The following is a 10902-nucleotide window of genomic DNA, read 5'->3' as shown; positions in this document are numbered from 1 at the left end:
TTCTGATTGTGTAACAGTACACAGATTACAGTTAGTGAATATGTTGAATGGATTGGAAGCATTTTTTGATTTTAAACTACAGTCAACATCCTAGTTCTGTAATTCTTGATATGATTTGGATCAAAAGCACTTTTGGATGTCAGGATACCGAAAATGATATGGAGTAGCTTACGCATTGCAGCTCCCACAATTGCCATATTATGCTTACCCTTCTTCTTTAGTCTTTGGCAAAAACTCACAATGATAGGATTGTGATTCTTGGCTACTATGGCAGGAAAGAAAAGGGCCTTACGTAATGTTTGTGAACCTGATTTACTTAATCTTGGTTTAGAATGTACAGATGAACCTGATGTTATATTTTTCGGTATAACTCCTGTATATGCTGCCAATTGCCTGGCATCTCTAAAAGCTTTTATGTCAGGGATTTCAGCTAAAATAGCCATTGCTGATTCCTCTCCTATTCCTGGAATAGTCAATAGAAGCTGAAAATTTTCCAACAATTCTTTGTGCTGCTTTAATAGTTTGCGTATGGAGTTTTTTATTATTTCTATTTTTTTAACTATATTCGTTGCAACAAGCATTTGCAACTTCTTTAGGCAGTCTCTCTTTTTTTTCTAGGTGGTTATTTACTAATTCTTTTAACGCAACTGAGCAACGATAAAGATGTTTTAATTTTTTCATTTCAGAAGAAGGTGGTGTCCAACGAGTTGGTTCCTGTCTTTGGCAATAATCAGCAATAATTTCTGCATCAGTCTGATCATTCTTTTGTCTTACGAGCTTACTCCTTGTATAAGATTTAATACAATAAGGATTTACAACACTAACAAAATGTCCAGCATTGTGCAGAAATTCAGCCAAAGCTTCGCTATAACAACCACATGCATGACTTTACTTCTTCCACATTATGCTTTTGTAGAAAACTCAGCAGACCTTGAAACCCAAGATCATCGTTCTTAAAGCTCCTTTTCCTAGTTTCACGCTTTTCTTTTTTACTTATGAATGAAAGAAAAACATCAAAGCGATCTTTTGATACATCAATTCCAAGAAAGTTGTTGATCATATATAACCCCATACGTTACCATTTAAAACGAAAAGTAAGGCTAACCTTGTGGATACAGAATTAGAGCCATTTAGGTCTTTCTACGATACCGTCCAGCCTATACTTTTGAGGAGGGAACTCTTATCTTTCTTACAGATTTTATATCTAAGAGGAGAAACAGAGTTCTTCCCTCCTCCACCTAATGCTTAAGCTTAAAACATTAGATGCTTTTTACAAGATACAAGAGGAGTAGAGGATATTCTGATAGCTTGTGTTGATGGTCTGAAAAGCTTTCCTACAGCTATAAATAGTGTCTTTCCTAATGCAGAAGTACAGATGTGCATAGTACATCAAATACGCAATTCACTGAAGTATGTGGCTAGTAAAGACGCAAAGAGTTTTTTGAGCGATTTAAAGAAGATATATCAAGCAAGGAAATTGCTGAGAATTATCTGTTGGAATTGGATGAAAAGTGGGGCACAAAGTACCCTATGGTTATAAAATCTTGGCAAAATAACTGGGAAAACTTATCTGGTTATTTTAAGTATTCTGGGCCAATTAAAAGGGTGATCTACACCACTAATCCCATAGAGGGACTACATAGGCAAATTAGAAAATTCACCAAAACCAAAGGCTCATTTACCAGCATAAATGCCTTGTACAAACAGGTATATTGTGCTATAAAGAAAGCAGAGGAAAAGTGGATGATGCCTATATCTGATTGGGCATTAACTATCTCTCAACTTGATCTTTTCTTTCCTGATAGATTGAAAATTGAGTTGAACTAAAAATGCGGCTTGACACACTTTTTTGAACATTCCCTGGCTGCGTGAATTTTTCATATAAAACGTTAACATAAGTGGCTATGCAACAAAGCCGGTGGAGCATAAAATTCGTGAAATTAAGATTTTATGTCGTATACCTATCGCAATTTTCAGAAGAAATACAACATGAATAATTGCTGGTCTGGTAAACCTCAGACATGAGTTTTATTGATCCTGCTGCTCGCCTAACTCATGCTGAAATTAGTTGCATACCGTTTCGCAGTGGGTCTAAAGTACCTCTCGGTTACTACCAAACTATTATGATTGCAGCATACATTGTTTTTTAAAACTTTCATTCCTCTTGACTCTGTAAGTTTTACAAAACTTGCTTAGCAAACACCAACCAATATTGTAATGACTCGTTTCATCAATATGCAACAACTTTCAGTTCCCTGCATTTTGATGCAACTCTATGTTCACTGTTTGATATGCTACCAATACTTATGCTCAAATTAAAAATTTCATTATGCTTTGAATTTTTGTAAAATCTCTTGAGTGCTGCAATTACACCTTGCTCCAAATGTATCTGCATTTTGCTAAGGAGCTACTTCTTCTTTTTCCACACCTTCAACTGATATTCTACTACATAAGACTTGATTTGGTGAATTCCCCACCACATTCGCAAGAATTCTACCTTTACTACCTTCCATTTTAGATGCCCAACCTGACCGCCAATGTTCCTCTTGCTTATCCTTTTTTATTTTATACAATTCTTTTGAACTTGGCATTGATGAATTTTTCGAGTTTAAACCAAGCCTTTCCTTTCTTTGAGCATTCTCAGAGCTTCTTTTTCGGCTTTTAAATTTTCTACCTCTATTTTTAAGTTTTCGCAAAGTTCTAAAAGTTTTACCATATTACCTCATAGCTATTCTATGATTAGACCACCTTGTCTACCTTGCTACTCCCCTGAACAGATACAATTACTGTGTTTTATGTTTTTTTCACATTTAGCAATGTCATTTATTGTTTTATGCCCCAATCTTTTTCAAATATTGCGAGCCCTTGATCAGTAAGTGGATGATTAATTAACTGTCTAAGTACTTTTGCTGATGCAGTAATTGAATTAGCGCCAAGTTTTGCAGCTTCTATTACATGTGCTGGGCTTCTTACTGATGCAACAAGAACTTTTGTTTTGAAACTATAATTAGAATATATAGTGCATATATCTTTTATTAGCGATAAGCCATTATAGCTTATATCATCAAGACGACCAACAAAGGGAGAAATAAAACAAGCACCGGCCTTAGCGGCAAACAGTGCTTGTCCAGGAGAAAAACATAACGTGACATTAGCAGGTATTTTATGTTCTGTCCACAACTTTTTACAAGAAATTAATCCTTCATGTGTAAGGGGTAACTTTACTACGATATTACTAGCGATTTCCGCTAATTTAAGGCCTTCCTTAATCATATCTTCATGGCTACTTGCAACAACTTCAACACTAACAGGCCCTTTTATAATAGAGCATATTTCACTTACTAAATCTTCGTATTTATCTTTATGCCCAGATTTTGCTATCAAAGAAGGATTAGTTGTTATACCATCAATGAACTCTTTTAGCTCCTTAATTTCATTCAAATCAACGCTATCAAGAAAAATTTCCATATTAACCTCCTATTAAAAAATCATTTTTGTAAAATCTTGTCATCCCAGTACTTTTTTTTATCATGTCATTCCAGCGCTTGACACTGGAATCCAACCTATTTCATCATAGAAATTGTTTTTGACATATGTTCCTAGAATCTATTACCCATTACATAATTTACAAATATTTTTACATCTAGATCCCAGTGTCACGCACTGAGATGATAAAGGTGAGCACTGGAATGACAGGGAAGGGAATACTAAATGACAGAAAAAAAAGCACTTAGATGACAAAAATTGGGCTACTGGGATAACAAGAAAGTGATAATCGACTTTTTGCCTAAAATAACTAAGAAAGAAACTTCTCATCAAGATAATTTAAATATATACCAACTCTCTTATTTTTTAATGATTCCTCATCATGAGTCAAGTGATCAAAAATCTGAATTTGATTTGTTACAATGCTACAATTATTATTTGCAACCTCTAATATACCACTGTCAATTACAACTTTTTTCTTTGTCTGGTTATTCATTTGAGCAGTAATTATACCAGGCAATAAATAAATTAAGTAAGGAGAATAGTAAGCTAAAATCATCAACTCCCCCTCAAGCCCACTCACTGAAAGAGAAACTACTTCATCAAATGAAATTTTATTATCAGGAGAAAAAAATTGCACCTTAAAAGTGTTCATCATCTTTAATGCTTAGCTCCAACTTCAGCTTTTATCGACTCAGCCTTTTCTATTGCTTCACCTATACTTCCTACCATGTAAAACGCAGCTTCTGGCAGATGGTCATATTTACCTTCAATAATTCCTTTAAAACTGGAAATAGTATCAGAAAGTGAAACAAATTTGCCAGACATGCCAGTAAATACCTCCGCAACATGAAAAGGTTGAGAAAGAAACTTCTGAATTTTACGAGCTCTATCAACAACAATTTTATCTTCATCAGATAGTTCATCCATACCAAGTATTGCGATAATATCTTGCAGCGACTTATAAGTTTGCAATATACGTTTCACCTCAGAAGCCACATTATAATGTTCCTCACCAATGATTTCAGCAGATAAAGACTGAGAAGTTGAATCAAGTGGATCAACAGCAGGATATATGCCCATTTCAGCTATTTGTCTTGACAATACTGTGGTGGCATCAAGATGAGAAAATGTAGTTGCTGGAGCTGGATCAGTCAAATCATCCGCAGGAACATATATAGCCTGTATAGAAGTAATAGAACCAGCAGTAGTTGAGGCTATTCTCTCTTGCATAGCGCCCATATCAGTTGCAAGAGTTGGCTGATAACCAACAGCTGATGGTATTCTTCCAAGTAAAGCAGAAAGTTCAGAGCCAGCTTGAGTGAAACGGAAGATATTATCTACAAAAAATAGAACATCTTGGTTTTCACGATCACGAAAATACTCCGCCATAGTTAGCGCCGTTAAAGCAACTCTAGCCCTTGCTCCAGGAGGCTCATTCATTTGACCATAAACCAAAACGGCTTGAGATTTTTCGTGCTCATTTATATCTATTACATTCGAAGTGATCATCTCATTATAAAGATCATTACCTTCACGCGTTCTCTCCCCTACTCCGGCAAATACGGAAAATCCTTTATGAGCTTTTGCTATATTATTAATTAATTCCATTATCAGAACTGTTTTACCAACACCAGCTCCACCAAATAAGCCGATTTTTCCTCCTTTAAGATAAGGTGCAAGAAAATCTATAACCTTTATTCCTGTAACTAAAACTTCTTCCTGTATCTTCTGCTCAGTAAAACTTGGAGGTGATCTATGTATAGGTTCTAAATCATACTTTCCTTTCAGCGGACCACACTCATCTATAAGCTCTCCTACAACATTAAAGATCCTTCCTAAAGTTGAACGTCCAACCGGAACTGATATTGGTGCACCTGTATCAACAAATTCGTCACCTCTTGACATACCATCTGTGCTATCCATAGCAATACAACGGACTATATTGTCACCTATATGCTGTGAAACCTCTAAAACTAGCTCCTTGCCCTTATATTTTAATTTGCTTTTTAAAGCATCAAATATCTTAGGTAATCCGCCTTCAAATCTTAAATCAACAACTGCTTGAGTTATTTTAACTACTTTACCTGTATCCATCTCTTTCATCACCTAACACTACAATTCTAAAAGAACTTCTAAAGAAAATAAATCTTACATTATTAACAGAAATTTTGCAATATTAAAACACTTACTAGTTACGCTTCATTATAAACAATGCAAATGCATTCAATAGCCAAGTAATAATAAACAGCACCAAACTAAGCGCATAAGCAGCAAGAGTTTGCACACTATTGAAATCCTGATCTCCGGTAAGCAATGTAGCAATTTGCACAGTAATCGTAGTAATTGAATTAAGAGGATTAAAAGTCAAATTTGCGTTAATTCCCACAGCCATTAGCACAATCATTGTTTCACCTATCACTCTTGAAATCGATAATAAAATTGCACTTAAAATTGTAGGCATTGCATAAGGTATTGTTATATGCCATATAGTTTCCGCTGGAGTTGCACCAAGCGCCATAAAACCATAACGTAAACTTTTTGGAACAGATCTTATAGCATCTTCGAGTAAAGAAATAATAAAAGGAAGAATCATTACCCCAATTGATAAACCAGCAACTAAGGCACTTTCTGAGTGTATACTTAACTCAAAAAAATTAGCTACCTTCTTCACAAATAAGGATAAAAATACAACTGAAAAATATCCATACACAACCGTAGGAATAGCAGATAAAACTTGCAAAATAGTATTAACAACGTAACGCGCTTTCTTGCTTGCATATTCGCTAATATATATTGCAGAAAGTAAACCAAGCGGGACCACAACTAACATTGCTACAACAGTTATAAGTAATGTCCCTACTAAAAGTGGTGCTATACCAAAATACCCTACCTCTCCTTCACCGATAATAGCTACATTGTGGTTCCATTTTAAACAAAATAAGAATTTTGAAATAGCTACTTTGTTAAAAAAATTAATGGACTGAATAAAAATAGATAGCATTACAAATAAAGTGATAAAAAGTGATATGGCTAAAGCCATAAATAACAAAAATTTTACCATCTTATTTCTTTTATCCTTAAAGATAAAAATCAGCATAAAAAAAAGTAACGCTATAGAAATAGAAGTTATAAAATAACCATTATAGAGTGCTAACAACCAAGGTAGCATCCACATACAACTCAAATATATATAAGACTTAACTTTACTTACTGTTTGAAATCTACTCAAACAAAATAAAAGGATTAGTAAAACAGGTACACCTATAATTAAATTCATTTTTCCATACATCAAATTTTATTCTACAAGAATGTCATATAAGTTCACTATTATTTGACAATAAAGTAAAACTATTTAAAATAAATCATTATATTAATACAAAAACAATGAGCACAAAAAGAACATTCCAACCAAGCAAATTGATAAGAAAGCGTAGGCATGGGTTTCGTTCACGCATGGCAACAAGAGCTGGAAAAGCAATCCTTAATAGGCGTCGTTCATTAGGATGTAAAAAATTATGCGCATAATAAAACTATCGAGCATAAAAAAAAAGATTTTTCTTCCGTTTTTAAAAATAAGTTAGCATTTAACAGTTCTTTTTATCACGGGTTTTACATATCGCTATATGCCAAAAAAGAAGAAGAACCTGAAAAGTATGTTAACACTATTAGAATAGGTCTAGCTATTAGTAAAAAAGTCGAAAAAGCAGCAAAAAGAAATAAAATAAAAAGGCAATTACGAATGCTCGCTAAAATTAGCATTTTAAATATAAGTAATGTAGGATACTATTACATAATACTAACTCATAAAAACATTATGCAAGCAGGCTATAAAAATTTACAAAAAGATCTAACTATTTGCTTAAAAAAGATAAAATAAGAAAAAATTTTCACTAAAGTATTTACAATTATATTTTTTATGATAAGGTAAGTAAAGCTTTTAAAATAAACTAATAGATGTGGGTAGTTAGTGGTAGAGAGTATAAGAAAACAAGATAAAAAGCTTGATACAAATAATATTAAGGAAGGTTTTTATGAATATAAAGAATCTAGCTATCGTACACAATGGAAAATAGCATTTGAACAAAGCCAATACTTAGAACAGAATAAGAATAAACCTAGAGCACAGCTACTAAACTTGAACATAGAAACAACCTCTTACAATAAGAGAATCATTTGATAAAAGTAAAAAAAATTTTATAAACTTGGCAGCGACCTACTTTCCCTTTTTAAGTATCATCGGCGCTAAAAAGCTTCACTTCCGAGTTCGAAATGAGATCGGGTGGTTCATTCTTGCTATAGCCACCAAGTTAATAAAAATTTCCAATTTAATTTAATATTTAACACTGCATATATACATATAGAAAGCAAATAAATCAATCAGGCTATTAGTACTAGTTAGCTTCACATGTTACCATGTTTCCACACCTAGCCTATCAACGTGGTAGTCTCCCACGGCCTTAATTGGGAAATCTTTTTGAAGAGGGTTTCTTGCTTATATGCTTTCAGCAATTATCCCATCTATACATAGCTACCCAGCGATGCTATTGGCATAACAGCTGGTACACCAGAGGTATATCCATCTCGGTCCTCTCGTACTAGAGTCAGATCTTCTCAAATTTCCTTCACCCACGGCAGATAGAAACCGAACTGTCTCACGACGTTCTAAACCCAACTCACGTATCACTTTAATCGGCGAACAGCCGAACCCTTGGGACCTTCTTCAGCCCCAGGATGTGATGAGTCGACATCGAGGTGCCAAACGGTGTCGTCGATATGAACTCTCGAACACCATCAGCCTGTTATCCCCGGCGTACCTTTTATCCGTTGAGCGATGACCCTTCCATACAGAATCACCGGATCACTATGACCGACTTTCGTCCCTGCTTGGCTTGTCAGCCTCGCAGTCAGGCAAGCTTATGCCATTGTACTACCAAGCTGATTTCCGACCAGCTCTAGCTTACCTTCGCACGCCTCCGTTACTTTTTAGGAGGCGACCGCCCCAGTCAAACTACCCACCATACAATGTCCTAGTTCCAGATAATGAAACATAGTTAGATATCAAAAATGCAAAGGGTGGTATCTCAAGGTTGACTCCATTACAGCTAGCGCCATAACTTCAAAGTCTCCCACCTATCCTGCACATCACATTTTTAATAGCAATGTAAAGCTATAGTAAAGGTGCACGGGGTCTCTTCGTCTAACCGCGGGTACCCCGCATCTGCACGGGGAATTCAATTTCGCTGAAATGATGTTGGAGACAGTGGAGAAATCGTTACGCCATTCGTGCGGGTCGGAACTTACCCGACAAGGAATTTCGCTACCTTAGGACCGTCAGTGTTACGGCCGCCGTTTACTGGGGCTTCAATTCAGAGCTTGCACCCTTCCTATTAACCTTCCAGCACTGGGCAGGCGTCAGACCCTATACTTCCACTTACGTGTTTGCAGAGTCCTGTGTTTTTAGTAAACAGTCGCTACTCCCTATTTTGTGCCACCTACTCATAGTTACCTAAAAGCAGGTTACCCTTCTTCCGAAGTTACAGGTATAATTTGCCGAGTTCCTTCAACATCATTCTTTCAACACCTTAGTATACTCTACTCATCCACCAGTGTCGGTTTACGGTACGGCCTTTAAATATAAGTGCTATTTCCTGGAGCTTTTTCTAAGCATAGATCAATCCAATAAGACCTATACAAATACAAAACCCGTCACACTTAAAAGGTTTAGGAATATTAACCTAATTGCCATCGACTACTCCTTTATGGACTCGCCTTAGGAACCGACTAACCCTACGCAGATTAACTTAACGTAGGAACCCTTAGATTTTTGGTGAGAGTGTTTTTCACACTCTTTTACGCTACTTATGTCAGCATTCTCACTTCCGATATCTCCAGCAGTTCTCTCAAACTACCTTCACAGACTTACGGAACGCTCCGCTACCGCACCCATTGATCGAAATCAACAAGTACTCACATCTTCGGTATACAGCTTTAGCCCCGGTACATTTTCGGCGCAGAAAAACTTATTTAGACAAGTGAGCTGTTACGCTTTCTTTAAAGGATAGCTGCTTCCAAGCCAACCTCCTAGCTGTAATGGTTTTTCTACTTCCTTCCCCACTTAGCTGCAATTTTGGGACCTTAGATAGTGATCTGGGTTGTTTCCCTCTTCACCACGGACTTAGCACCCGTGGTGTGCCTGTTGTACAATTAATCGTTGGTATTCGGAGTTTGGTTAGATTTGGTAAGATGATGAATCCCCCTAGTCTATCCAGTGCTCTACCCCCAACAACATACATACAACGCTCTACCTAAATAGATTTCGCGGAGAACCAGCTATTTCCAAGTTTGATTGGCCTTTCACCCCTAATCACAACTCATCCAATAATGTTGCAACATTAACTGGTTCGATCCTCCAGTGTGTTTTACCACACCTTCAATCTGGTCATGACTAGATCACTTGGTTTCGGGTCTAATCCATAAAACTAAAACGCCCTATTCAGACTTGCTTTCGCTACGCCTACACCTAATGGCTTAAGCTTGCTTCATAGATTAACTCGCTGACCCATTATGCAAAAGGTACGCTGTCACTCTAATACAAACCAACTACAAGATTGCTCTTGTAGGAAAAGCATAGAGCTCCAACTGTTTGTAAGCACTCGATTTCAGATTCTATTTCACTCCCCTCCCGGGGTTCTTTTCACCTTTCCCTCACGGTACTTGTTCACTATCGGTCGCTAAGGAGTATTTAGGCTTGGAGGATGGTCCCCCCATATTCAAACAGGATTTCACGTGCCCCGCTCTACTCAAGGATTTAAAAACTTTCTACTTATACAGGACTATCACCTTCTATGGTTACTATTTCCAGAGTATTCTAATTCTTATTCTTAAATCATTAGCCTTTTCCGCTTTCGCTCGTCACTACTAACAGAATCTCGATTGATTTCTTTTCCTTTGGCTACTTAGATATTTCAGTTCACCAAGTTTGCTTTACATACTAAGTATGTAATAACTAGCTAAGCTAGCTGGGTTTCCCCATTCGGAAATCTGCGGATTAGAATTTGTTGACAATTACCCGCAGCTTATCGCAGCCTGCCACGTCCTTCATCGCCTCTTAACGCCAAGGCATCCATCAAGTGCTCTTAATAATTTATTTATCTGACTATATGTAGAATATGCAGAGTTAAATATTAACTTACAATTGAATTGAGATTAAATTAATCTCTACCATAAAACTTGTCAAACATCTAAAAACTAATCTTTTACATACTACAACCTGATAAATAATATGTCAACGCCTTTTTACACAAAACATTTCCTATTATTATCAACAACAATATACCAGCAATCCTAAACAGTATAATCTGAGAAATATACGGTAAATTTATATATACAGAAAAATTAATGAAAAAGATATTT

The 10902-nt window shown here is 36.1% G+C and carries 7 protein-coding genes, 2 rRNA genes and 3 pseudogenes; 4 read left to right on the top strand and 8 right to left on the bottom strand.

The features are described 5' to 3' along the window. Positions 1–71: 71 nt before the first annotated feature. A pseudogene (locus Wcon_RS02505) lies at positions 72–1060 on the bottom strand (IS110 family RNA-guided transposase). A gap of 222 nt (positions 1061–1282) precedes the next feature. On the opposite strand from Wcon_RS02505, the pseudogene Wcon_RS02500 reads away from it, so the two are divergent. Next, positions 1283–1827 (top strand): annotated as a pseudogene (locus tag Wcon_RS02500) (IS256 family transposase); the annotation flags it as partial. Positions 1828–2096: 269 nt separating this feature from the next. On the opposite strand, the pseudogene Wcon_RS11805 reads toward Wcon_RS02500, so the two are convergent. From Wcon_RS11805 to pstC, 5 genes and pseudogenes are all read right to left on the bottom strand, one after another. After that, positions 2097–2716: pseudogene (locus tag Wcon_RS11805) on the bottom strand (IS66 family transposase); the annotation flags it as partial. Positions 2717–2823: 107 nt separating this feature from the next. Then, positions 2824–3468, bottom strand: a complete 645-nt coding sequence (gene fsa / locus Wcon_RS02490; RefSeq protein ID WP_114517099.1) for a fructose-6-phosphate aldolase — start codon at positions 3466–3468, stop codon at positions 2824–2826. Between the two features lie 328 nt (positions 3469–3796). After that, on the bottom strand, positions 3797–4141 hold the full coding sequence (locus tag Wcon_RS02480; RefSeq protein WP_114517103.1) for a F0F1 ATP synthase subunit epsilon: 345 nt from the start codon (positions 4139–4141) through the stop codon (positions 3797–3799). 5 nt (positions 4142–4146) lie between these two features. Then, entirely contained in the window at positions 4147–5583 is a 1437-nt protein-coding gene (gene atpD / locus Wcon_RS02475) for a F0F1 ATP synthase subunit beta (RefSeq protein WP_179947463.1), read from the bottom strand. 94 nt (positions 5584–5677) lie between these two features. After that, positions 5678–6766, bottom strand: coding sequence for a phosphate ABC transporter permease subunit PstC (gene pstC / locus Wcon_RS02470; protein WP_114517102.1), 1089 nt, complete (start codon positions 6764–6766; stop codon positions 5678–5680). Between the two features lie 107 nt (positions 6767–6873). Between pstC and rpmH the strand changes: the two genes are divergently transcribed. From rpmH to Wcon_RS02455, 3 genes are all read left to right on the top strand, one after another. Continuing rightward, positions 6874–7014, top strand: a complete 141-nt coding sequence (gene rpmH / locus Wcon_RS02465) for a 50S ribosomal protein L34 (RefSeq protein WP_114517097.1) — start codon at positions 6874–6876, stop codon at positions 7012–7014. Positions 7015–7021: 7 nt separating this feature from the next. Then, positions 7022–7366 (top strand): ribonuclease P protein component, encoded by a 345-nt coding sequence (rnpA, locus tag Wcon_RS02460; RefSeq protein WP_114517096.1) that lies wholly within the window; start codon positions 7022–7024, stop codon positions 7364–7366. Between the two features lie 90 nt (positions 7367–7456). Next, positions 7457–7666: a hypothetical protein gene (locus Wcon_RS02455; protein WP_114517095.1), complete on the top strand. Its 210-nt coding sequence runs from the start codon at positions 7457–7459 to the stop codon at positions 7664–7666. Between the two features lie 23 nt (positions 7667–7689). Here the strand turns inward: Wcon_RS02455 and rrf are convergent. Together rrf and Wcon_RS02445 are read right to left on the bottom strand one after the other, a co-directional pair. After that, positions 7690–7796 (bottom strand): 5S ribosomal RNA (rrf, locus tag Wcon_RS02450). Positions 7797–7853: 57 nt separating this feature from the next. After that, positions 7854–10639: ribosomal RNA gene (locus Wcon_RS02445) — 23S ribosomal RNA — on the bottom strand. Between the last annotated feature and the right edge of the window lie 263 nt (positions 10640–10902).

Source organism: Wolbachia endosymbiont of Cylisticus convexus, from assembly GCF_003344345.1.
Note: the sequence above shows the minus strand (reverse complement) of the source record. Positions and strands in the feature narration are given on the sequence as shown.

Coding starts and splice junctions, on each gene's coding strand:
- fsa (WP_114517099.1), bottom strand. CDS start 3,468: ATGGAAATTTTTCTTGATAGCGTTGATTTGAATGAAATTAAGGAGCTA.
- Wcon_RS02480 (WP_114517103.1), bottom strand. CDS start 4,141: ATGAACACTTTTAAGGTGCAATTTTTTTCTCCTGATAATAAAATTTCA.
- atpD (WP_179947463.1), bottom strand. CDS start 5,583: ATGGATACAGGTAAAGTAGTTAAAATAACTCAAGCAGTTGTTGATTTA.
- pstC (WP_114517102.1), bottom strand. CDS start 6,766: ATGAATTTAATTATAGGTGTACCTGTTTTACTAATCCTTTTATTTTGT.
- rpmH (WP_114517097.1), top strand. CDS start 6,874: ATGAGCACAAAAAGAACATTCCAACCAAGCAAATTGATAAGAAAGCGT.